Source organism: Streptomyces sp. SAS_272 (genome assembly GCF_052543235.1).
On sequence record NZ_JBMNDR010000073.1, the window covers coordinates 28,964 to 48,639 of the forward strand.

General features: G+C 72.4%; 22 protein-coding genes. 11 read left to right on the plus strand and 11 right to left on the minus strand.

The window, feature by feature from the left end:
• Nucleotides 1-60: 60 nt before the first annotated feature.
• The 3 genes from ACN6LD_RS31845 (at nucleotide 61) to ACN6LD_RS31855 (ending at nucleotide 3,212) form a co-directional block, all read left to right on the plus strand.
• On the plus strand, nucleotides 61-288 hold the full coding sequence (locus tag ACN6LD_RS31845) for a hypothetical protein (RefSeq protein WP_445045005.1): 228 nt from the start codon (nucleotides 61-63) through the stop codon (nucleotides 286-288).
• Nucleotides 289-401: 113 nt separating this feature from the next.
• Nucleotides 402-1,049 carry a TetR/AcrR family transcriptional regulator gene (locus tag ACN6LD_RS31850; protein WP_319190599.1) on the plus strand — a complete coding sequence of 216 codons (648 nt, stop codon included), beginning with the start codon at nucleotides 402-404 and terminating at the stop codon, nucleotides 1,047-1,049.
• A gap of 39 nt (nucleotides 1,050-1,088) precedes the next feature.
• Entirely contained in the window at nucleotides 1,089-3,212 is a 2,124-nt protein-coding gene (locus ACN6LD_RS31855; protein ID WP_445045006.1) for a HelD family protein, read from the plus strand.
• A 204-nt stretch (nucleotides 3,213-3,416) separates the two neighbouring features.
• Here ACN6LD_RS31855 and ACN6LD_RS31860 read toward each other — a convergent pair whose 3' ends face one another.
• Both ACN6LD_RS31860 and ACN6LD_RS31865 read right to left on the minus strand, forming a co-directional pair.
• Complete coding sequence (locus tag ACN6LD_RS31860) at nucleotides 3,417-3,893, minus strand: SRPBCC family protein (protein ID WP_319190603.1); 477 nt, start codon at nucleotides 3,891-3,893, stop codon at nucleotides 3,417-3,419.
• A gap of 268 nt (nucleotides 3,894-4,161) precedes the next feature.
• Entirely contained in the window at nucleotides 4,162-4,854 is a 693-nt protein-coding gene (locus ACN6LD_RS31865; protein ID WP_319190605.1) for a TetR/AcrR family transcriptional regulator, read from the minus strand.
• Nucleotides 4,855-4,907: 53 nt separating this feature from the next.
• Between ACN6LD_RS31865 and ACN6LD_RS31870 the strand changes: the two genes are divergently transcribed.
• Nucleotides 4,908-6,026, plus strand: coding sequence for an FAD-dependent oxidoreductase (locus ACN6LD_RS31870; protein ID WP_445045007.1), 1,119 nt, complete (start codon nucleotides 4,908-4,910; stop codon nucleotides 6,024-6,026).
• A 100-nt stretch (nucleotides 6,027-6,126) separates the two neighbouring features.
• On the opposite strand, the gene ACN6LD_RS31875 is transcribed toward ACN6LD_RS31870, so the two are convergent.
• Together ACN6LD_RS31875 and ACN6LD_RS31880 are read right to left on the minus strand one after the other, a co-directional pair.
• Entirely contained in the window at nucleotides 6,127-6,525 is a 399-nt protein-coding gene (locus ACN6LD_RS31875; RefSeq protein ID WP_319190607.1) for a hypothetical protein, read from the minus strand.
• Between the two features lie 58 nt (nucleotides 6,526-6,583).
• On the minus strand, nucleotides 6,584-6,769 hold the full coding sequence (locus ACN6LD_RS31880) for a hypothetical protein (RefSeq protein WP_445045008.1): 186 nt from the start codon (nucleotides 6,767-6,769) through the stop codon (nucleotides 6,584-6,586).
• 44 nt (nucleotides 6,770-6,813) lie between these two features.
• Here ACN6LD_RS31880 and ACN6LD_RS31885 point away from each other — a divergent pair, with 44 nt between their 5' ends.
• From ACN6LD_RS31885 to ACN6LD_RS31895, 3 genes are all read left to right on the plus strand, one after another.
• On the plus strand, nucleotides 6,814-7,242 hold the full coding sequence (locus ACN6LD_RS31885; RefSeq protein ID WP_319190610.1) for a helix-turn-helix domain-containing protein: 429 nt from the start codon (nucleotides 6,814-6,816) through the stop codon (nucleotides 7,240-7,242).
• A gap of 121 nt (nucleotides 7,243-7,363) precedes the next feature.
• A complete protein-coding gene (locus ACN6LD_RS31890; protein ID WP_319190612.1) occupies nucleotides 7,364-8,062 on the plus strand; it encodes a hypothetical protein in 699 nt (232 codons plus the stop codon).
• A gap of 181 nt (nucleotides 8,063-8,243) precedes the next feature.
• Nucleotides 8,244-8,579: a DUF2516 family protein gene (locus ACN6LD_RS31895; RefSeq protein ID WP_415924882.1), complete on the plus strand. Its 336-nt coding sequence runs from the start codon at nucleotides 8,244-8,246 to the stop codon at nucleotides 8,577-8,579.
• Nucleotides 8,580-8,654: 75 nt separating this feature from the next.
• Here the strand turns inward: ACN6LD_RS31895 and ACN6LD_RS31900 are convergent, their stop codons facing one another.
• The 3 genes from ACN6LD_RS31900 to ACN6LD_RS31910 all read right to left on the minus strand — a co-directional run bounded on the left by ACN6LD_RS31900 (nucleotide 8,655) and on the right by ACN6LD_RS31910 (nucleotide 12,789).
• The gene (locus ACN6LD_RS31900) at nucleotides 8,655-10,226 is read right to left on the minus strand and encodes a PP2C family protein-serine/threonine phosphatase (RefSeq protein ID WP_445045009.1); all 1,572 of its coding nucleotides are present in this window, start codon (nucleotides 10,224-10,226) and stop codon (nucleotides 8,655-8,657) included.
• A gap of 317 nt (nucleotides 10,227-10,543) precedes the next feature.
• A complete protein-coding gene (locus tag ACN6LD_RS31905) occupies nucleotides 10,544-11,641 on the minus strand; it encodes an NlpC/P60 family protein (RefSeq protein WP_445045010.1) in 1,098 nt (365 codons plus the stop codon).
• Nucleotides 11,642-11,970: 329 nt separating this feature from the next.
• Entirely contained in the window at nucleotides 11,971-12,789 is an 819-nt protein-coding gene (locus tag ACN6LD_RS31910) for a class I SAM-dependent methyltransferase (protein ID WP_319190617.1), read from the minus strand.
• A gap of 205 nt (nucleotides 12,790-12,994) precedes the next feature.
• Here ACN6LD_RS31910 and mshA point away from each other — a divergent pair, with 205 nt between their 5' ends.
• Both mshA and ACN6LD_RS31920 read left to right on the plus strand, forming a co-directional pair.
• A complete protein-coding gene (gene mshA / locus ACN6LD_RS31915) occupies nucleotides 12,995-14,329 on the plus strand; it encodes a D-inositol-3-phosphate glycosyltransferase (protein ID WP_319190618.1) in 1,335 nt (444 codons plus the stop codon).
• Nucleotides 14,322-14,837 (plus strand): YbjN domain-containing protein, encoded by a 516-nt coding sequence (locus tag ACN6LD_RS31920; protein ID WP_445045011.1) that lies wholly within the window; start codon nucleotides 14,322-14,324, stop codon nucleotides 14,835-14,837. The genes mshA and ACN6LD_RS31920 overlap by 8 nt, the downstream gene beginning before the upstream one ends.
• An 81-nt stretch (nucleotides 14,838-14,918) precedes the next feature.
• Here ACN6LD_RS31920 and ACN6LD_RS31925 read toward each other — a convergent pair whose 3' ends face one another.
• Complete coding sequence (locus ACN6LD_RS31925; protein WP_445045012.1) at nucleotides 14,919-15,728, minus strand: helix-turn-helix domain-containing protein; 810 nt, start codon at nucleotides 15,726-15,728, stop codon at nucleotides 14,919-14,921.
• 49 nt (nucleotides 15,729-15,777) lie between these two features.
• Between ACN6LD_RS31925 and ACN6LD_RS31930 the strand changes: the two genes are divergently transcribed.
• Nucleotides 15,778-16,203 carry a DUF2000 domain-containing protein gene (locus ACN6LD_RS31930; protein WP_319190623.1) on the plus strand — a complete coding sequence of 142 codons (426 nt, stop codon included), beginning with the start codon at nucleotides 15,778-15,780 and terminating at the stop codon, nucleotides 16,201-16,203.
• Nucleotides 16,204-16,230: 27 nt separating this feature from the next.
• Here the strand turns inward: ACN6LD_RS31930 and ACN6LD_RS31935 are convergent, their stop codons facing one another.
• Nucleotides 16,231-17,616 carry an MDR family MFS transporter gene (locus ACN6LD_RS31935; protein ID WP_319190624.1) on the minus strand — a complete coding sequence of 462 codons (1,386 nt, stop codon included), beginning with the start codon at nucleotides 17,614-17,616 and terminating at the stop codon, nucleotides 16,231-16,233.
• 172 nt (nucleotides 17,617-17,788) lie between these two features.
• Between ACN6LD_RS31935 and ACN6LD_RS31940 the strand changes: the two genes are divergently transcribed.
• Complete coding sequence (locus ACN6LD_RS31940; RefSeq protein WP_057579203.1) at nucleotides 17,789-18,550, plus strand: phosphoglyceromutase; 762 nt, start codon at nucleotides 17,789-17,791, stop codon at nucleotides 18,548-18,550.
• A gap of 80 nt (nucleotides 18,551-18,630) precedes the next feature.
• Here ACN6LD_RS31940 and ACN6LD_RS31945 read toward each other — a convergent pair whose 3' ends face one another.
• A complete protein-coding gene (locus ACN6LD_RS31945) occupies nucleotides 18,631-18,810 on the minus strand; it encodes a hypothetical protein (RefSeq protein WP_445045013.1) in 180 nt (59 codons plus the stop codon).
• Nucleotides 18,811-19,231: 421 nt separating this feature from the next.
• Nucleotides 19,232-19,676: IS5 family transposase (locus ACN6LD_RS31950; RefSeq protein ID WP_445045014.1), on the minus strand; the 445-nt coding region annotated here is incomplete at its 5' end.

Consider the following 19,676-nt stretch of genomic DNA (forward strand, 5'->3'; position numbering starts at 1 on the left):
CCTTCGGATCACCTCGCTGACCAGGTGAAGATGGCGGCGAGGCGGAGTCCGGCGAGGTAGATGGCGGCGGTCTTGTCGTCGCGGGTGGCCAGGCCGCTCGTCGGCCACGCGGGGCGGACGCTCCACAACGAGCTGCACCACCGCCTGGGAGGGCACCGCACGGACCTCGACGTGTGGTCCCAGGAGGGGACGGACGACGCCAGGGCCGCGATCGCCGCGTGGAACAAGCACCTCGACGACCTGTGGAGTCTGGCCGCGCCGCCCCCGTGGCGCGGTCCCGGCACCTAGACCGGCGGCCGGCCCGACGTGCGGCGTCGGGCGTACCGTCGTCCCTGCCTGCCGGCGGCCCGGTGTCCCTGCGTCCCGGCGGACCGCTCGGCGTGGGCCCGTAGGCTCCTCCCATGAGTGCGACCGGGCTGCGTGAGCGCAAGAGGCAGCGGATGTACAAGGCCGTGTCGGAGGTCGCCGTCCGGCTCTTTCTCGAGCGCGGTTTCGACGCGGTGTCCGTCGCCGAGGTGGCCGCCGCGGCCGAGATCTCCAAGCCGACCCTGTTCCGGTACTTCCCGACCAAGGAGGATCTGGTCCTGCACCAGATCGCCGATCACGAGCGGGAGGCGGCACGTGTCGTCGCCGCGGCACGCGCCGAGGGGGTCGCGCCGCTGGCCGCCCTGCGCCGGCACTTCCTCGACGGGCTGGCCGCCGAGGACCCCGTCACCGGCCTGAACGACCACCCGCAGGTGCGGGCCTTCTACGACCTCCTCTACGGCACCCCCTCCCTGGTCGCCCGGCTGCACGGCTATCTGGAGCGTTCCGAGGCCGCCCTCGCCGAGGCCCTCGCGGACGACCTGCCCACCGCCCTCGACGCCCGGCTGGCGGCGGGCCAGATCATCGCCGTCCGGCGGATCCTCGCCGAGGACACCTGGCGGCGGGTCGCGGCGGGCGAGCGTCCGGCGGACGTGCGGGGCGACGCGGTGGCCGCGGCGGAGCGAGCCTTCGACACGCTGGAAACGGGGCTGCCGCAGCTCGCCCAGGCTTCCATTACCGAGTAAAAAATGTAACCCAGTCACGTTATTCGCTATCCTCGCCGTATGACGGCACCCGACCTCGACACAGCCCTGCACGCCGAACGCGCCCACCACGACGCCTGCCGGGCCGCCTTCGCCGCGATGGTCGAGGGCGCCGACCTCCAGGTCGCCACCGGCGAGGACGTCTCCGCCTCCGGCGCCGACGCCGAAGTCCTCGGCTACCGGCTGCGCAGCCATGCCAAAGCCCTCCACGAACTGCCGCAAGGCCCGCTGTTCTTCGGCCGGCTCGACTTCGCGCACGGCACGGGCGGCGCGCACGAGGGCCTCGCCCACCACATCGGGCGGCTCCGCGTCAGCGAGCACCCGGCCGCCCCGCCGCTCGTCGTCGACTGGCGCGCCCCCGTGGCCCGCGCGTTCTACCAGGCGAGCGTCCGCGACCCGCAGGGCGTGGCCGTACGGCGGCGGTTCGGCTGGGCCCTGGGCAGCCGGGGCGACTCCGCCGACCTGACGGGCCTGGAGGACGAGCGGCTGGACGGGGACGACACGAGCGTGAACGCCGGGGAGGGCGCGGGCGCGTCCCGCGACGGCGACGGTCTCGCCGCCGGCGGTCTCGCCCTCGGCGGGCCGGGCGGCGGCATCGTCGCGCGCGAGATCGAACGCCCCCGCGTGGGTCCCATGCGGGACATCGCAGCCACCATCCAGCCCGAACAGGACGACCTCGTACGCGGGGACCTCCACGCATCGGTGTGCGTGCAGGGCGCCCCCGGCACCGGCAAGACGGCGGTGGGCCTGCACCGGGCCGCCTACCTCCTCTACACCCACCCGCGGCGCATCCGGCGCGGCGGCCTGCTGTTCCTCGGCCCCCACCGCGCCTTCCTCTCCTACATCGCCGAAGTGCTCCCCTCCCTCGGCGAGACCGGCGTCCGGCAGTCGACGCTCCAGGACGAGATCGCCGCCGGCCACCGGGCGACCGGCACGGACCCCGAGCGGACCGCCGCCGTCAAACACGATCCCCGGATGGCCGAGGTGCTGCGCCGGGCCGTGTACGGACGGGTGGCGGCCGACCGGGCCGAGGACCTGCACGTTCCGGAGGGCTCCGGGCACTGGCGGATCGCCGGCCGGGTGCTGACGGAGATCGTCGCCGCCGTGCTGGCCGAGGAGCCGCCCTACGACATCGGGCGCGAGCGGGTGCGGGCCCGGATCGTGCGCCGGATCCAGGAGCAGGTGGAACGCCGCAGCGGGCCCCGTCCGGCCTCCTGGACGCGCCGGATCGAACGGGCCGCGCCGGTGAGCGCCTGCGTGGAGGCGGTGTGGCCGAAGACGCGGCCGGCGGAGGTGCTGGCCCGGCTCCTCACCGACCCGCAGGAACTGGCCCGGGCCGCGGACGGCCTCCTGGACCCCGACGAGCAGCGGGCCCTGACCTGGGCGCGCCCGCCCCGCACGCCGAAGTCGGCACGCTGGTCGTCCGGCGACCTCGTCCTCCTCGACGAGATCGCCGGCCTGCTGGACCATCCGCGGGGATACGGGCATGTCGTCGTCGACGAGGCCCAGGACCTCTCGCCGATGGAGTGCCGGGCCGTCGCCCGCCGGGTCCGCTTCGGCTCGCTCACGGTCCTCGGCGACCTGGCCCAGGGCACCACGGACTGGGCGGCGTCCTCCTGGCGGGTCCAAGTGACCCACCTGGGCAAGCCGGATGCCGCGATCGTGCCGCTGACCACGGGTTTCCGTGTGCCGGCCGCCGTGCTCGCCCTCGCGGGCCGCCTCCTCGACCGCCTCGACGCCGATGTGCCCAGGGCCCACTCCCTGCGCCGGGACGGCGAACTGCGCGTGCGGCGGGCCGACGGCGACCTCTTGTCCGCGGTCGTCGCCGCCGTCCGCGACGCGCTCACCCACGAGGGCTCGGTCGGCGTCATCGCCGCGGACTCCCAGGCCGAGGGGATCCGCGAGGCCCTCACCGCGTCCGGCGTCCCGGCCGCCGGTCCGCAGGACCCGCCCGCCCGGGTGACGGTGGTCCCCGCGACCCTCGTCAAGGGCCTGGAGTACGACCACGTCGTCGCCGTCGAACCGGCGGCCGTCGCGGAGTCGGAGCGCCGCGGCCTGAACCGCCTCTACGTGGTCCTCACCCGGGCGGTCTCCCGGCTGGACGTGGTGCACGAACGGGCCCTGCCGTGGGAGACGGACGGCTGAGGAAGGCCGTCCGGCACGCCAAGGTGCGGCACGCCAAGGTGCGGCACGCCAAGGTGCGGCACGCCAAGGTGCGGCACGCCAAGGTGCGGCACGCCACGGTGCGGCACGGCGCATGCCGGGCGGGGTTCACGGACGGAGCTGCCCTGTGCCGGTCTGCCGGTCTGCCGGTGTGTCGGTCTGTGGGTCTGTCGGTCTGCCGGTCCGTCAGGCCGTCACGGCGTGCCTCAGCCGTAGCAGCGTGGTGCGCATGCCGGCCCGGTTGGCCGCCGCGCGGGCCTCTGGGCGGGTGCCGGTGAACAGGAGTCCGAGCAGCTCCGTGACGCGCGCGCCGGATCCGCTCCGCAGGTCCTGCCAGTACTCGGTGACGAGGGTCCCCTCGCCCTCCGGCTCCAGCCGGTAGCCCCACAGGGCCACCGGCAGGCCGAAGACGCCGACCCGGAACGCGAACTCACGGGGCGCGTCGGCCACGGTGACCCGGCAGGTGGTGAACCACACCAGAGGGCCCTTGCGGTTGAACCCCAAGAATCGGGTCCCCTCGCGTGCCGTCGTGCCGCGATGCCACACGTAGAAGCATTCCGGGCTCCATTTCCCCATGTTCCTCAGATGGGACAGCGCCGCGTAGACCTCCTCGCCGGGAGCGTCCACGACGATGCTTTCCTGTATTTCCCACAGGCGTTCCACAGGGTTCCTCCCGATTGGTCCGGTGCCGGACCGGAGCCGGTGCCGGAGCCGGTGCCAGCGGCCCCGGCCTGAAAGGTGACGCGGGACCCGGCGTCGTTCGGGCCGTCGCCCGGGAACGAGACCGCTGGTTCGCAGTCGGCTCGTCGCCGGTCGGCCGGAGCGAGATCGGTCGTAGGCCGGACCAGGGCCGGCGGTGGCGGTGCGAGCCCTGCAGGCCGGCCTGTGGACGCCGACCCTGGCCGGGCCCGTGTCCGGCGGCAGCCGAGCGTCACGCGGGCGGCCGGGTGAGTCTGGCGGCCACGGCGTCGAGGACCCAGTCCAGACCGGTCGCGAAAGACGCCTCGGCGTCCACGTCCGTGGCGTCGTGCACGGCCTTGGCCAGTGCCGGGAAGCGGCCCGTGGCCAGCATCCTCGTCACATGCGGTCCGGAGGCGCGCTGCCAGTCGCGCTTGGACAGGCCGGTGGCGCGCTCGGCCCGCAGGTTCGCGATCTCGCGCCGGATCGCGCCCGTGAAGTAGGCGCTGACGGTCTCCACCGCGCGCATGACGGTGTCGACGTCGGCGAGGCCGTCGAGGGCGGCCAGCGTGGCCTCGGTCACGGCGAGGCCGTTCGGGCCCAGGGCCGGGCGGCCGCCGAGGAGGTCGGCCAGCCATTCGTGGCGTAGAGCGGCCTGCCGGGTGCGGTGGGCGAGGACGTGCAGCGCCTCCCGCCAGTCCCCGGGCTGCTCCTCGGGGAGGATCTCGGCCTGGACCGCGTCCACCATGAGGTCGAACAGCTCCTCCTTGGTGGAGATGTATCCGTACAGCCGCATCGGGCCGGCGTTCAGCCGGGCGGCGACCTTGCGCAACGACACCGCCTCCAGGCCGCCCGCGTCGGCCAGCGCGACGGCGGCGGCGACGATCCGCTCCCGGTCGAGCGGCACGGGGCGAGTCGGCGGCTCCGGCCGGTCCCACACAGTCATGGTCACACCGTACTCTTGCGATACACCGCCACGAGACAATACGGTGTATCGACATGAGACATCGCATCGCAGTGGTCGGAAGCGGTCCCGGCGGCCTTGCCTGCGCCCGTGTCCTGCACCGCCATGGCTATCCCGTCACCGTCCTCGAACGCGATCCCGCCCCCGACGCCCGGCCCCCGGGCGGCACGCTGGACCTGCACGAAGGACTGGGCCAGCTCGCGCTGGACAAGGCGGGGCTGCTGGCGGAGTTCCAGGCGCTGTCCCGTCCCGAGGGGCAGGCCATGCGCATCCTGGACACGGCCGGGACCGTCCTGCGCGACTGGCGCCCCCGTCCGGACGACCGGGCCAATCCCGAGATCGATCGCCGACAACTGCGTGACCTGCTGCTCGGCCCCCTCGACGTCCAGTGGGGGCACGGCGTGACGCAGGTGGTTCCGGGGGCCGGGGACGGCGTACTGGTCCACTTCGAGGACGGGCGAACGGAGACGTTCGACCTCGTGGTCGGCGCGGACGGCGCCTGGTCCCGGACCCGTCCGGCGGTCTCACCGGTGACGCCGCACTACACCGGCGTCACCACGGTCGAGACCTCCCTCGACGACGTCGACACCCGCCACCCCGGCCTGGCCCGGTTGATCGGCGACGGCTCCGTGGCCGTGTACGGCGTGAACCGAAAGCTCGTCGCCCAACGCAACAGCGGCGGCCACGTCAAGGTGTACGCCCAGTTCCGTGCGCCGCTGGACTGGCACGCGCACCTGGAGCCGGCCGACGCCGGGGCCGTGCGATCGAGCCTGCTGGCCCTGTTCGACGGCTGGGCCGCTCCCGTCCTCGACCTCCTGCGCCACGGCGCCGCCTTCGTCCACCGTCCCCTCTACGTCCTGCCCGTCGCCCACACCTGGACCCATGTCCCCGGGGTGACGCTCCTCGGTGACGCCGCCCATCTGATGCCCCCGCTGGGGGCGGGCGCGAATCTCGCGATGATCGAGGGCGCCGAACTCGCCGAGTCCATCGCCGCAGGCCCCGCAGACCTCGACGAGGCGGTCCGCGACTTCGAGGAACAGATGTGGGCACGGGCCGGCAGGTGGGCGAAGATCACGACGGCCGGTCTGGAGCGCCTCGTGAGCCCGGACCCGGCCCAGGCCCTCGCCCTCTTCGACGAGGTTCAGCCGTCCTGACCCAGTCGTCCTGACCCAGTCGTCCTGACCCAGCCGTCCGGGCCGCCGAGCACGAGAGCGCCGGCGGTCCCGCCGTCCAGGGCAGGACCCGAGCGGCGCATCACCTTGCCTGGACCTGCCACCACCGGTCTTCCAGTGCCCGGGTCACTTCGCCGTCGTAGCGGCCGGCGTCGAAATGAAACGCAGGGGGGCGCACCCGGTCGACGGGCACCTGCCAGTCGGACCACTCGACGATGCCGCCGTGCCGCTGCACGAACACCGACAGGTGGCCGCAGCATCCGCCCGTGCACTCGGCCTCCCCCAGCACCACCCGTCGCCCTTCGTCGGTCGCCCGGAGCGGACTGCGACCGTCGACGGGCAACGCCTCCGCCGCGAACGGGCCGCGCCCTCCCTCGCCGACCGCCCCTGCGACCACTTCCTCGCCGTCGACCCAGAACTGCAGTCGGGCAGCCCATCGAGGTCCCGGCGGCAACACGCTGATCTCAAGCCGATTGAGCACCCGAGCACCCTAACGTCCCCTGGCGACGAGGGAAGTGGCCACCTGGGCCGTGGTGGGCTCAGGCGTCGGCAGGTGTGGAGCCGAGGGCGGCCGGGTCGAAGCCGGCCGCGGTCAGGACGTCGGCGGCGAATCCGCGGCCGACCTGGGCGATGCCGATCACCAGGTCGTCGCAGTCGATGCGGTCGCAGTCGTTCTGCCGGGATCGTGCCTCCTGTCCGCGGAGTGGCGCGGCACACTTTTGCAAGCAGGTGCTTGCAATAGTTAGCGAGGGTGGTGCAAGGTGGAGCCATGGCATCGCTCAACGTCGGCAATCTCGGTGACTACCTGCGCGAGCAGCGGCGCAACGCGCAGCTGTCGCTCCGGCAGCTCGCCGACGCCGCCGGGGTGTCCAATCCGTATCTGAGCCAGATCGAGCGCGGGCTGCGCAAGCCGAGCGCGGAGGTGCTCCAGCAGGTCGCCAAGGCGCTGCGGATCTCCGCCGAGACGCTGTACGTGCGGGCCGGCATCCTCGACGCGGAGCGGGACCGGGACGAGGTGGAGACCCGGGCGGTCATCCTCGCCGATCCCACCCTGACCGAGGGCCAGAAGCAGGCGCTGCTCCAGATCTACGAGTCCTTCCGCAGGGAGAACGGGATCGGGAGCGACGACGGCCGCGCCGACGGAGCGGGCCCGCGGACCCACGAGAGCGACGCCGATCCGCAGCAGACGGCCGGTTGACCGGACCAGGGGACCGGCCGCACCGCTGCGGAACCGCACGACCTCAGCCGAGGACGACGTACTCGGGCGTACTCGGCGCACACGACCCACAGACGAATGTGAATCCGGGAGGACCTTCACCATGGCCATCACCGACGACCTGCGCAAGACCTTCAGCGACCCGACTCCGCTCTACTTCGCCGCGGGCACCGCCGACCTGGCCCTCCAGCAGGCGAAGAAGGTGCCGGGCCTGGTGGAGCAGCTGCGCTCCGAGGCGCCGGCGCGTTTCGAGGCCGTCCGCAACACCGACCCGAAGTCCGTGCAGGAGAAGGCCAACGCCCGCGCCAAGGAGGCGACCGCGCGTGCCAAGGAGGCGACCGCCCGCGCCAAGGAGGCGCAGGAGTCCCTCCAGGCCAAGGTCACCGACTTCATCAGCACCCTCGACGGCGACATCAAGAAGATCGGCAGCACCCTCGACGCCGACCTGAAGAAGCTCGGCGAGTCCGCCCAGGACCTCGCCCTGCGCAGTGTCGGCGTCGCCGCCGAGTACGCCGTCAAGGCCCGTGAGACCTATGAGAAGGTCGCCGAGCACGGCGAGCAGGCCGTCAAGACCTGGCGCGGCGAGGCCGCCGAGGAGATCGAGGAGCTCGCGATCGCGGTCGAGCCGAACGCCGAGCCGAAGACGACGCCGAAGGCCGAGCCGGTCCAGCTCCGGACCGACGAGCCGAAGGCCGCTCCGGCCGAGGCCCGGTCCGAGACCGCCGCGGCGAAGAAGCCCGCCGCCCGCAAGGCCCCGGTGCGCAAGCCCGCCGCGAAGAAGACGACGCCGCCCGCCAAGTGAGACCGACGGCCGGGACGGACACGGCAGAAGACGACATACGGACACGGGCCGGGCACTGACGAGGTGCCCGGCCCGTTGTACGGGTAGCGGCAGTGCGGTTGCGGGTACGGTGACCGCGTAGGACACGAGCAGGTCGAGTCCGGGACGAGACGCGTCGAATCAGGTGGTGGACGTTGTGCTGATGGCAGGCTTCGCGGGGCTGATGTGGCTGCTCTACCTCGCCATGTTGGCTTTCGCCGTGGTGGCACTGGTGATGGCCGCGCTCTTCCGCGACGACGCGTACCGAGCCGCCGACAAGCAGAACAAGGGCTTCTGGCTGATCATCCTCGGCATCGCGGTCGCGGTGAACCTCCTGGTGCCGATGCTGTTCCTGCAGCTCGCGGGCCTCGTCGCCTCGATCGTCTTCATCGTGGACGTCCGCCCGGCCCTCCGGCAGGTCTCGGGCGGCGGCTGGGGTCGCCGGCGCGGCGGAAGCAGCAGCGACGGCCCGTACGGCCCCTACAACGGCGGACGCTAGGCGCGAGCGGCCGGCGCGCGCCGCGCCCGGCCGATCGCACGTGCGGCGCAACGCGGTTCGCCGCCGCACGTCTTCCTACGGCACCCGGTCCAGCAGGACCACCGCGACGTCGTCCGTCAGCTCGCCCCCGTTGAGCTCGCGCACCTCGCTCACCGCGGCGCGCAGCAGCGCCTCCCCGCTGAGCCCCTCGGCGAGCTGGCGGCGGATCATCTCCACCATGCCGTCCTGGCCGAGCCGCTCCCTGCCCTCGCCGATCCGCCCCTCGATCAGGCCGTCGGTGTACAGCATCAGGCTCCACTCCGCGCCCAGCTCGACCTGCATCCGCGGCCAGCGGGCGCCCGGCAGCAGGCCGAGAGCGGGGCCGTTGTTGTCGTACGGGAGCAGGCGCGCGGGCCGGTCCGGGCGGGCGATCAGCGGTGCGGGGTGGCCGGCCAGGCAGAGGCCCGCCCGCCGGCCGTCGGGCGCGATGTCCACCGTGCACAGCGTCGCGAAGATCTCGTCGTCGTCGCGCTCGTGCTCCAGCACCTGCTGCAACGTGTTCAGCAGCTGGTCCCCGCACAGGCCCGCGAGGGTCAGCGCCCGCCAGGCGATGCGCAGTTCCACCCCGAGCGCGGCCTCGTCCGGGCCGTGCCCGCAGACGTCGCCGATCATGGCGTGCACGGTGCCGTCGGGCGTGCGGACGGTGTCGTAGAAGTCGCCGCCGAGCAGGGCGCGCGAGCGGCCCGGACGGTAGCGGGCGGCGAACCGCAGCGGGGAGCCCTCCAGCAGCGGCGTGGGCAGCAGGCCGCGCTCCAGGCGGGCGTTCTCCTGCGCGCGCAGCTTGCCCTCGGCGAGCCGGCGCTCGGCCGTGTCGGAACGTTTCCGCTCCACCGCGTAGCGGATCGCGCGGCTCAGCAGACGGCCGTCCAGCTCGTCCTTGAAGAGATAGTCCTGTGCGCCCACACGCACGGCCTCGGCGCCGCGCTCGGCGTCGCCGGAGGCGGTGAGGGCGAGCACGGCGTGCCGGGGAGCGAGCCGCAGCACGTGCCGCAGCACGGCGAGCTCGTCGTCGCCGGCGGCTGCGGACGTGCGGCCCGGCACGGGCAGCGCGATGTCCAGCAGGATGCAGTGCACGTCGTCGGTGAGCAGCCGCTCGGCCTCGGTGAGGTTGCGGGCGGTGCGCACCCGGATCGGCCTGCCGTCCGAGTCGGGCAGGTCGCGGAAGATCGGCGCGGCCGTGGGATCGTCCTCGATCAGCAGCAGCGTGAGAGGGGTGTGCGCGGCGCCCGCACCGGTCGTGTACGCACCCGGGGCGGTGACGCCGGTCACGGCGACGCCGGGCGCGCTCACGCCAACGGTGCTCACGCCTGCGGTGCTCACGCCATGGTGGACGCCGTCCGCGGGCGGAACGTTGAGCGCTCCGCCACGCGTGTTCCGCTGGGCGTCCTCCTGCGCGTCGTCCTGCGCGTGCGGGTGTGCTCCGTCGCGCGCGTCGTGGTGCGCGCCGGAGGGGGCGGTGTCGTTCGCCACCGTCGTCTCGTTGCGACAGGCTTGCTCTTCCCGGCGGCCGGCTGCTTCCTCGGAGGGGCCGCCGACGGCGTGCACGGCCTGCGCCTGACCACTTTCCACGGCCGGGATCGCTCTCTGCCGCGGTACGGGTACGGGCATCGTCTTGGGTTCCTTCCCTCCCCCCGAGGGCACGGCGGGGGCGAGGGACCTCGACCCACCGACGGGGACCATAGCGGCAGAAGGCGCTGCAACGGAATGGCGTGAGGCACGCCGCTTGATCTCTGGCCCCTGTCATATGCCGCGTTCCCTACCGCAGTTGGACAGGCCGGTACCCGGGAGGGGATGACGAACGTCACGTCGCCCCGAGATCCGGCGGCCGCCGGAGGTGCCCTGGGTCACACGGAGAGGTGCCCTGGGTCACAGGACGGGGCGCGCACGGGTCACGGGCGAGGTCGCGCGCGGTCGTACGGGCGAGGTCACGCGTCCGGCCGGACCACCCCGAGGATCGGCATCGTGCCCGCTCCGGCGAGCGTGACCGTGCGGCCCGGGCGCGGGGCGTGGATGATCGCGCCGTCGCCCACGTACATCGCGACGTGGCTGGCGTCGCTGAAGTAGATGATCAGGTCGCCGGGGCGCATGTCCTGGACGGCGACGTGCGGCAACTGCTTCCACTGCTCCTGCGAGGTGCGGGGGATCGGCCGTCCGGCGCTCTTCCAGGCCTCGGAGGTCAGACCGGAGCAGTCGAAGCTCTTCGGCCCCTCGGCGCCCCACACGTAGGGCTTGCCCATCTGGGCGGTGGCGAACTGGACGGCCGCCTTGCCCTGCACGGACGCCGCGCTGTCGATCTCCTTGAGGATGCCGGTGTCCAGCCAGGCGGTCTGCGCCTTCTGCGCGACCTGCGCCTCCAGTTGCTCGAGGCGCTCCTTCTCCTTCTTCTCCAGCCGGGATTCAAGCTTCTCCGCCGCGGCGATCTGCTTCTCGATCTTCTTCTGGGCCGCCGCCTTGGCCTTGCGGCCCGCCTCCAGCTTCTGCCACTGGGTGGAGGCGTCCTTGGAGTACTGCTCCAAGTCCTGCTGCACCTGTGCCAGTTGCCCGATGAGGCCCTTGGTCGCGCGCTGGCCCTGGCGGACCCGGCCCGCGCCGTCGAGGAACTCCGACGGGTCGTCGCTCAGCATCAGCTGCGCCTCGTCGGGCAGGCCGCCCGTGCGGTACTGGGCGCGGGCGGCGGCGCCCGCCCGGTCCTTGAGGTCGTCCAGCTTCTTCTGGCCCGCGACGATCTTCTTGGCCAGCTCGACGATCTCGGCGGACTGCTTCTGCGCCGCTTCCTCGGCCGCGTTGTAGGCGTCGGTGGCCACCGCGGCGTCGTGGTAGAGCGCTTCGAGCTGGGTGCGGACGGCTTCGAGGTCCTTGTTGGTGGCGGTCGAGGGAAGCGCGGGAGCCGGCGAACTCGCCGACGGCGAGGGCTTTGGCGTGGGGTTCGGACTCGCGAACGCCATGCCCGGCGCCCCCAGCACGGTGACCGCGCAGACCACGGTCACAGCTGCAGCGAGCAGGCCGCGCTTGCCCGTTCCCATACCCCGTCCCCCATGTGTGATTAACCGTCAGTAACTTGGCCGCTCGGGGGATCGTGCCACGTCACGGCCGAAAACGACAGAGGTGACGACGGAACCGGCACCGGCAGTCCTTCCCCTCCCGTCCGCCCCGACATTCGCTCTCCCCGGCCTGTGTGACGAACGACTCACGGAGATCGTTCCCGGTGGTCGGCCAGTAGTCGTCCGGCGGTCGGCCGGCGGTCGTCCGGCGGCTGTGCGGGGGGGTCGGCCCGTGCCGGCTCTGCGGCGGTCGTCCGGTGGTCGTCCGGCGGGTGTGTGTGGTTGTGCGGGTCGTCCGGGGACAGGGACCGTCAGTTCCGCGGCGCCAACGCCGTCCATCGCACCGTCACTTCGCCCTGCCGCCAGCGCGTCGGCCCGTCCGTCACCGGCCAGTCGGCCGTCAGATCCCGCACCGAGCGCATCCACCGCTGCCGGGCGCCGTACGACGCGTACGGTGCGGCGGCCGCCCAGGCGCGGTCGAAGTCGCGCAGGAAGGCGTGCACGGGCTCGCCCGGGACATTGCGGTGGATCAGGGCCTTGGGCAGCCGCTCCGCGAGGTCCGAGGGCCGTTGCAGGGAGCCCAGCCGGGTCGCGAAGGTGACCGTGCGAGGTCCTTCCGGTCCCAGGGCCACCCACACGTGCCGGCGCCCGATCTCGTCGCAGGTCCCCTCGACGAGCAGGCCGCCGCGGAACCCGGTCGCCGGGTCGGCCGGCGCGAGCCGCGCGCACAGCCGCCGCCAGACCGCGGCGACCTCGCCCTCGCCGTACTGGCGCAGCACGTTGGCGGCGCGTACCAGGTGCGGTCGCTGGGGGACCGGGATCTCGAACCCGCCGTGCCGGAAGACCAGCCCCGCCCGTTCGTAGGGCCGCGCGGCCGCCACGCGGGCCGGTTCGATCTCGACGCCCACGACCCGCGCGCGGGGCGCGACGGAGCGCAGCCGCTCCAGCAGCTCGACGGCGGTCCAGGGCGCGGCACCGTAACCGAGGTCGACGGCGACGGGATCGGCGGCGCGGCGCAGGTCGGGGCCGTGGGTCGCGGCGATCCAGCGGTCCATGCGGCGCAGCCGGTTGGGGTTCGTCGTGCCGCGCGTGACCGTGCCCACGGGGCGGGTCGGGGCGCGGGACGTCATGCCTACGAGGGTATGCGGTGCGGCCGCGTGGCCTTCCCCACGCAGAACCTCATCGAACGGTTGAGCGACAGACGGTAATGGCTGGGCAAAGAACGCCGCCGTCGCGGAGCGCGCCGGAATGGGAGTGTGCTCCTCCGGGTTGCAGCTCCGTGGAGGGCGCCCCACACCCTCCCTCAGGCATGCCCGCAGCGAGGAGGACCGCCACGTGAGCTACGTCAACAAGCTCGGGCGTCGCTCTCAGACCGCGCCGCAGCGGCTCAGGCTCCACCGCCGTCCCCGTCGCGTCGCCATGCTCTCCGTGCACACCTCCCCGCTCCACCAGCCCGGCACCGGCGACGCCGGCGGCATGAACGTCTACATCGTCGAGCTCGCGCAGCGCCTCGCCGCGATCAACATCGAGGTCGAGATCTTCACGCGTGCGACGACCGGCGGCCTGCCGCCCGTCGTCGAGCTGGCCCCCGGGGTCCTGGTCCGGCACGTCGACGCAGGCCCGTACGAAGGCCTCGCCAAGGAGGACCTGCCGGCCCAGCTGTGCGCCTTCACGCACGGCGTGATGCAGGCCTGGGCCGGCCACCGCCCCGGCTACTACGACCTCGTGCACTCGCACTACTGGCTCTCCGGGCACGTGGGCTGGCTGGCCGCCCAGCGGTGGGGCGCCCCGCTGGTGCACGCCATGCACACCATGGCCAAGGTCAAGAACGCCAACCTGGCCGACGGCGACACGCCCGAGCCCGCCGCCCGCGTCATCGGCGAGACCCAGATCGTCGTCGCCGCGGACCGCCTCATCGCCAATACGACGGAGGAGGCCGAGGAACTCGTCCGCCACTACCACGCCGACCCCGGCAAGGTCGCCGTCGTGCACCCCGGCGTCAACCTCGACCGCTTCCGTCCCGCGGACGGCCGCGCCGCCGCCCGTGCCCGCCTCGGCCTGCCCCAGGACGCCCTGATCCCGCTCTTCGCGGGCCGCATCCAGCCGCTGAAGGCTCCGGACGTCCTCCTGCGCGCGGTCGCCGTGCTGCTCGACGAGCGCCCCGAGCTCCGCTCCCGCATCGTCGTGCCGATCGTCGGGGGCCCCAGCGGCAGCGGCCTCGCCAAGCCGGAGGGGCTGCAGAAGCTGGCCGCGCGGCTCGGCGTCGCCGACGTCGTGCGGTTCCGGCCGCCGGTCGGCCAGGACCAGCTCGCGGACTGGTTCCGGGCGGCGTCGCTGCTGGTCGTCCCCTCCTACAGCGAGTCCTTCGGACTGGTCGCCATAGAGGCGCAGGCGGCCGGGACCCCCGTCCTCGCGGCCGCCGTCGGCGGGCTCCCGGTGGCCGTCCGGGACGGCGAGACGGGCTTCCTGGTGCAGGGCCACGACCCGGCCCGCTACGCGCGCGTGCTCGAGCGTTTCGCCGACGGTCCCGAACTGCCCGCCCGCATGGGCGCGGCGGCCGCCGCGCACGCGCAGTCCTTCGGCTGGGACACCGCCGCCGCCGCCACCGCGGACGTCTACGCGGCCGCGGCCCAGGCCCACCGCCGTGGCGTACGCTCCGAGCATGGGTGACGTGGAGAAGAGGGCCGCGCAGGTCATCGAGGACTTCCTGAAGGACGCGGAGCTGGAGTGGGAGAGCCCGTCGCCCGGGTCCTACGTCGTCCAACTCCCCGGCGCGCGCAAGCTCAAGACGACCGTCTCCCTGATCGTCGGCCGTCACTCGCTCTCCCTGAACGCCTTCGTCGTCCGCCATCCCGACGAGAACGAGTCCGGCGTCCACCGCTGGCTGCTGGAACGCAACCTCAAGCTCTACGGGGTGAGTTACGCCGTCGACCGGCTCGGCGACGTCTACGTCACCGCCCGGCTGCCCCTCGCCGCGGTCACCGCCGACGAGATCGACCGCCTCATGGGCCAGGTCCTCGAGGCCGCCGACGGCGCGTTCAACACGCTGCTCGAGCTCGGCTTCGCGAGCGCCATCCGCCGGGAGTACGAGTGGCGGGTCTCCCGGGGCGAGCCGACGCGCAACCTGGACGCCTTCGCCCACCTGACCCGGCGGCCGGCCGGGCCTTCGCCCACCTGAACCGGGCGGGCAGGAGGGGCGGGTCCGCGGGCCCGGGTGAGACGGGTCCGGGTGACGGGACGCGGGGAGCAGACCCCGCCGTCAGCGGGCGGAGGACTTCCGTCCGTCTGCGTAGCGCCCCGGTGTGACCCCCACCGACTTGCGGAAGTGCCGGGTGAGATGGGCCTGGTCGTAGAACCCGGCCGCCGCCGCGACCTCGCCCGGCGGCCGCCCGTCCAGCAGAAGCCGGCGGGCCAGGTCCACGCGGCGGGCGGTGAGGTACTGGTGCGGCGCGATGCCGTACGCCCCGCTGAACGCCCGCACCAGATGCGCCGGATGCGCCTGCACCAGCCCCGCCGCCTCCTCCAGCGCCAGGCCCTCGACGACCCGCTCGTCGAGCATTTCGCGCAGGCGGCGGGCCAGGACGGGATCGCGGCGCGGCGGTCCGAGGCGCCGCCGGTCCCGCAGATGGACCCGCAGCCGCTCCCCGATCAGCGCCAGCCTGCTGTCGGCCTCCAGCTCGTCCCCGGGCCGCGCGAGGGCGCAGTGCAGCTGCCCGACCCGTCGGCGCAGCACGGGATCGCGCAGGTCGGGCGCGTCGACGGCGGCCCCGATGAGGTTCTCGCCGAGCACGCCGGCGTCCAGGTAGAGGACCCGTTTGCGGAAGCCGTCCGACGTGACCGGCGATCCGTTGTGCGGCACGTGCGGCGGCAGCAACGAGACGGTGTCGTGCGGCGTCCCGTGCTCGTGCCGGTCCAGGTCGTAGCGGACGGCGCCGTCGTCGACGATGAGCAGCGTCCAGGCCTCGTGGACGTGCATCGGGTAGGCGTATCCGGTGAAGTGGGCGTGGAAGACCTCCACGACGCCCCGTACGGCCGGACGCCAGGCGGAGACCTCCTGCCGGGCTGCCATGCAAAGAACGTACAAGACGGGGACGTACGCCGATCGGCAGTCTCACCGCATGAACAGTGAACCCATCCGCTTCGACACGAAGATCGCCGTCCTGCTGCGCGAGGACCTGGAGACCTGGCAGCGGCTGAACGTCACCGCGTTCCTGGTCAGCGGGCTCGGCACGGAGCTCCCCGAGGTGATCGGGGAGCCGTACGAGGACGCGGACGGCGTGCCCTGCCTGCCGATGTTCCGCCAGCCGGTGCTGGTCTTCGAGGGCGCCAAGGAGACCCTGAAGGCCGTTCACGCGCGCGTGCTCTCCCGGACCCTCCCGCGCGCGGTGTTCACGAGCGACCTCTTCGCCACCGGCAACGACCGCGACAACCGCGCCGCCGTGCGCGCCGTCCCCACCGGCGAGCTGGATCTGGTCGGGCTGGCCGTGTACGGCCCGAGGAACGCGGTGGACAAGGCCCTGAAGGGGGCGCGGATGCACTCCTGACGGCCGCGAGTGCGCTGCGCCCCCGCGTCAGACGGCGCCGACCTCGGGCTTCGCGGCGGCGACCGGGCGTTCCGTGACCAGGCGTCCGGCGACCGGCCTTTCGGTGACGGGACTTTCGCTGACCAGGTCTTCGGCGAGCGGAGAGCCCGTCGCAGGGGCGTCGGCGCCCTGGGGCCCCGTCATCGCAGGGGCGTCGGCGGCGACGGGCTCCTCGTCCGGCAGCCGCCGCATCAGCACGGCGTACCCGGCGCCCGCAGCCGTCCCGACGACCGCGCACAGCCCCCACAGCCACGCCGCGCCGAACCGGTCGATCACCACACCGGACATCACCGGGGCGACCAGGGAGGCCACCGCCCACGACAGCGTGTACATGCCCTGGTAGCGCCCGCGGCCGTGGGTGGGGGAGAGCCGGACGACGATCCCCGTCTGCGTCGGGGCGTTGACGATCTCGGCCAGCGTCCACACGCAGACGGTGAGCGCGAAGACGCCGACCGACCCGGCGAAGGCGGTGAGCCCGAAGCCGTACCCCGCGAGGACCGAGGAGATCACGAGGAGCCGTCGCGGATCGCGGTGCTCGATGAACCGCGTCACGGGGATCTGCAGCACGACGATGAGCACGCCGTTCACGGCGATCGCCATGCCGTAGTCGGCCGGCGTGAACCCGGCCGCGCCCATCGCCACGGGCAGGCCCACGCCGCCCTGCTGGAAGACGAGCGCCACGAGGAAGGACAACCCGACCACGCTCATGAACCGCCCGTCGCGCAGGACCGTCCCCAGTCCGACCAGGTCGCCGTCGCTGTCCCCCTTGTCCTTCTGCACGGGCCGCGACTCGGGCAGCTTGAGGAAGACGACGACCGCGCAGACCAGCGTCATCCCCGCCTCGAGGAGGAAGCCGGCCCGGTAGCTGACCTCGGCGATGAACCCGGCGGCCATGGAGGAGACGGCGAACCCGAGGTTGATGGCCCAGTAGTTCAGCGAGAAGGCGCGGACCCGGTCCTCGGGCCGCACGATGTCGGCCATCATCGCCTGCACGGCCGGACGGGAGGCGTTGGAGGCCATCCCGACGAGGAACGCGACCCCGGCGATGGCGACCGGATGCTCCACGAAGCCGAGCAGCGCCACGGAGGCGGCGGTGCAGGTCTGCGCGACGAGCAGGGTGGGTCGCCGGCCGAGCCGGTCCGCCATCACCCCGCCGCCGAGCGACGAGACGACCCCGCCCAGCCCGTGCAGCGAGGCGACGAGTCCGGCGTAGGAGGCGGAGTAGCCGCGGTCCAGCGTCAGGTACAGCGCCATGAAGGTCGCGACGAACGCGCCGAGCCGGTTGACGAGGGTGCTGGTCCACAGCCACCAGAACTCGCGGGGCAGCCCGGAGAGCGTTTCTCGGACGGCACGTCTCAGGACGGCGACAGGCATGGCGGATCCCCCGAATGTAAGCGGCGCAGGCGGCACTCAGAACTTACGAGGGGAGCGGAGGGCGGGGCCACTCGATTAACAGAAACGGTCAATCGTCGTCGGCGCACCCCCGGTATGTCCGCTGTATGAGCGGATGTACGACCGACCGGAGCCGTCGATTACGCTCGGACGCATGGCCGACGCACCGTACAAGCTGATCCTCCTCCGCCACGGCGAGAGCGAGTGGAACGCGAAGAACCTGTTCACCGGCTGGGTGGACGTCAACCTCAACGAGAAGGGCGAGAAGGAGGCGGTCCGCGGTGGCGAACTCCTGAAGGACGCCGACCTCCTGCCCGACGTGGTCCACACGTCCCTCCAGAAGCGCGCGATCCGCACGGCGCAGCTGGCCCTCGAATCCGCCGACCGCCACTGGATCCCGGTCCACCGCTCCTGGCGCCTGAACGAGCGCCACTACGGCGCCCTCCAGGGCAAGGACAAGGCCCAGACCCTCGCGGAGTTCGGCGAGGAGCAGTTCATGCTGTGGCGCCGCTCCTACGACACCCCGCCCCCGGCCCTCGAGGACGGCACGGAGTTCTCCCAGTCGGACGACCCCCGCTACGCGTCGATCCCGCCGGAGCTCCGCCCCCGCACGGAGTGCCTGAAGGACGTCGTCGTCCGCATGCTCCCGTACTGGTACGACGGCATCGTCCCCGACCTCCTCGCCGGCCGCACGGTCCTGGTCGCCGCCCACGGCAACTCCCTGCGCGCCCTGGTCAAGCACCTCGACGGCGTCTCGGACGCCGACATCGCCGGCCTGAACATCCCGACGGGCATCCCCCTCTCCTACGAACTCGACGCCGCCTTCAAGCCCCTCAACCCGGGCGGCACCTACCTCGACCCCGACGCGGCCGCGGCGGCGATCGAGGCAGTGAAAAACCAGGGCAAGAAGAAGTAACGCGACACCGGTAAGCCCCCGACCTGCGAGGAACTCGTGGGGCGGGGGCTTTTCGGCGGGGCTGCGCCGTCGCTGGGCCGTCAGGTGCGACGACGCCAACGGCGGACCCGGATGTCGAGGACGATCAGCAGCGCCACGGGGACGGCGATCTCGACGGGGGCGTCGGCCCAGAGGGCGAGTGCACCGCCGGCCGTGCCGATGAGCGCGAGCGGCAAGTCGCGGGGACAGATGTCGACGGTGACACCTGCACGTGGGACCATGTGGTCTCCTTCTGTATTTGGTTTCTGATTACGGCTTCCGAATGCGGAAACGGAAACGAATGCCGCCCATGCCCGGGCGGCATTCGCATGTGGTGAGACTTTTGCACAGATCCATCAATTCAGACAAACTTGCAGCTAGACCTAGGTCTGCTACTCACACAGTGTAAAAGTGAGAGCGGGGTCTCGATGGAGGTGTTCATTCCAGTCATGGAACGAAGCGTTCGGGGGGTTGAACAACAACTTGTTCCACAAGTTGACCTGCAAGGATGTTGGCGGTGAGGGTCTGGTATTCCATTCGGATCCCGTAGTCACTAATTCCTTCCTTGCTGGCAAGGAAGTTTCCCTCCCGCGGGAGGGAACTTGCGCGCACTATTTTTGCCTGGTCGGTTCCTTGAGGCGATCGTAAGAGCTCGTAACACGATCATGTGCGTGCCTTCTTGAGGCGTCTCCAGCAGATGAGGCTGCAGGCCAGGGAGACGAGGGCGTCGTGGAGTTCGGTTCGGCGTTCCCAGCGGATGGCGAGTCGTTTGAACTGGTGGAGCAGGGCGAAGGTCTGTTCGACGACGTAGCGGAGCTTGCCCAGGCCCTTGATGTTCGGGGCGCCCTTGCGGGAGATCACCGGCAGGATCCGGCGCTTGCGTAGTTCGTGGCGGACGGCCCGGGAGTCGTACGCCTTGTCGCCCAGCACCGCGTCGGGGCGTCGGCGGGGGCGGCCCGGACGGCCGGCCACGAGTGGGATGCCATCGACGAGAGCGAGGGTCTGGGTGATGTCGTTGACGTTCGCCGCGGTTGTGATGACCTTGAGCGGGGTGCCGCGTCCATCGCAGATCAGGTGATGTTTGCTGCCCGTCTTGCGCCGGTCGACC

Excerpts from the sequence above, each read along its gene's own strand:
- ACN6LD_RS31930 (WP_319190623.1), top strand. The coding sequence starts at position 15,778 with ATGAACAGTGAACCCATCCGCTTCGACACGAAGATCGCCGTCCTGCTG.
- ACN6LD_RS31885 (WP_319190610.1), top strand. The coding sequence starts at position 6,814 with ATGGCATCGCTCAACGTCGGCAATCTCGGTGACTACCTGCGCGAGCAG.
- ACN6LD_RS31900 (WP_445045009.1), bottom strand. The coding sequence starts at position 10,226 with ATGCCCGTACCCGTACCGCGGCAGAGAGCGATCCCGGCCGTGGAAAGT.
- ACN6LD_RS31945 (WP_445045013.1), bottom strand. The coding sequence starts at position 18,810 with ATGGTCCCACGTGCAGGTGTCACCGTCGACATCTGTCCCCGCGACTTG.
- ACN6LD_RS31940 (WP_057579203.1), top strand. The coding sequence starts at position 17,789 with ATGGCCGACGCACCGTACAAGCTGATCCTCCTCCGCCACGGCGAGAGC.
- ACN6LD_RS31905 (WP_445045010.1), bottom strand. The coding sequence starts at position 11,641 with ATGGGAACGGGCAAGCGCGGCCTGCTCGCTGCAGCTGTGACCGTGGTC.
- ACN6LD_RS31925 (WP_445045012.1), bottom strand. The coding sequence starts at position 15,728 with ATGGCAGCCCGGCAGGAGGTCTCCGCCTGGCGTCCGGCCGTACGGGGC.
- ACN6LD_RS31855 (WP_445045006.1), top strand. The coding sequence starts at position 1,089 with ATGACGGCACCCGACCTCGACACAGCCCTGCACGCCGAACGCGCCCAC.
- ACN6LD_RS31935 (WP_319190624.1), bottom strand. The coding sequence starts at position 17,616 with ATGCCTGTCGCCGTCCTGAGACGTGCCGTCCGAGAAACGCTCTCCGGG.
- ACN6LD_RS31895 (WP_415924882.1), top strand. The coding sequence starts at position 8,244 with ATGGCAGGCTTCGCGGGGCTGATGTGGCTGCTCTACCTCGCCATGTTG.
- ACN6LD_RS31865 (WP_319190605.1), bottom strand. The coding sequence starts at position 4,854 with ATGACTGTGTGGGACCGGCCGGAGCCGCCGACTCGCCCCGTGCCGCTC.
- ACN6LD_RS31910 (WP_319190617.1), bottom strand. The coding sequence starts at position 12,789 with ATGACGTCCCGCGCCCCGACCCGCCCCGTGGGCACGGTCACGCGCGGC.
- ACN6LD_RS31845 (WP_445045005.1), top strand. The coding sequence starts at position 61 with ATGGCGGCGGTCTTGTCGTCGCGGGTGGCCAGGCCGCTCGTCGGCCAC.
- ACN6LD_RS31870 (WP_445045007.1), top strand. The coding sequence starts at position 4,908 with ATGAGACATCGCATCGCAGTGGTCGGAAGCGGTCCCGGCGGCCTTGCC.
- ACN6LD_RS31890 (WP_319190612.1), top strand. The coding sequence starts at position 7,364 with ATGGCCATCACCGACGACCTGCGCAAGACCTTCAGCGACCCGACTCCG.
- ACN6LD_RS31920 (WP_445045011.1), top strand. The coding sequence starts at position 14,322 with ATGGGTGACGTGGAGAAGAGGGCCGCGCAGGTCATCGAGGACTTCCTG.
- ACN6LD_RS31850 (WP_319190599.1), top strand. The coding sequence starts at position 402 with ATGAGTGCGACCGGGCTGCGTGAGCGCAAGAGGCAGCGGATGTACAAG.